The organism is Edaphobacter sp. FHG110511_03 (assembly GCF_059115365.1).
The window spans coordinates 1-368 of sequence record NZ_JBZYWL010000067.1 but is presented as its reverse complement, the minus strand read 5'-3'; the positions used below and the strand labels follow the sequence as shown (position 1 = coordinate 368).

General features: G+C 60.6%; 1 protein-coding gene. It reads left to right on the top strand.

The genetic code is table 11. From position 1 onward, the window contains the following. Positions 1 to 23: 23 nt before the first annotated feature. Positions 24 to 368, top strand: a 345-nt coding sequence (locus tag AC5S26_RS29970; RefSeq protein WP_494188610.1) for a hypothetical protein, incomplete at its 3' end; no start/stop codon positions are given.

Here is a 368-nt window from a genome sequence, read left to right as displayed (position 1 = left end):
ACATCGCGCAGCAGCGTTTCGAAATGTTGCGCCCACATCTGGAAGGGCTCAGACCACTGCGTGTCGTTGCCTCCGAAGCTTCGATTCCCTATCGAACAGCTTTTAGGTGGGTGAGTGGATACCGTAAGCGCGGACTCGCGGCCCTGGCTCGCAAGAGCAGGACCGATCAGGGAGAACGAAGACTCGCCTCAACACAGCTAATCCAGGCCATCGAGGGACTCGCACTCGAACGCCCGCCGCTGCCGATCAGTTCCATCCACCGGCAAGCCGGCGCGATGGCCGAGGTCCTTCAAGAGCGCAAGCCCAGCTATGACGTCGTTCGCAGGATCGTGCGGAACCTTCCAGCGGGACTGCTGATGTTGGCTCAT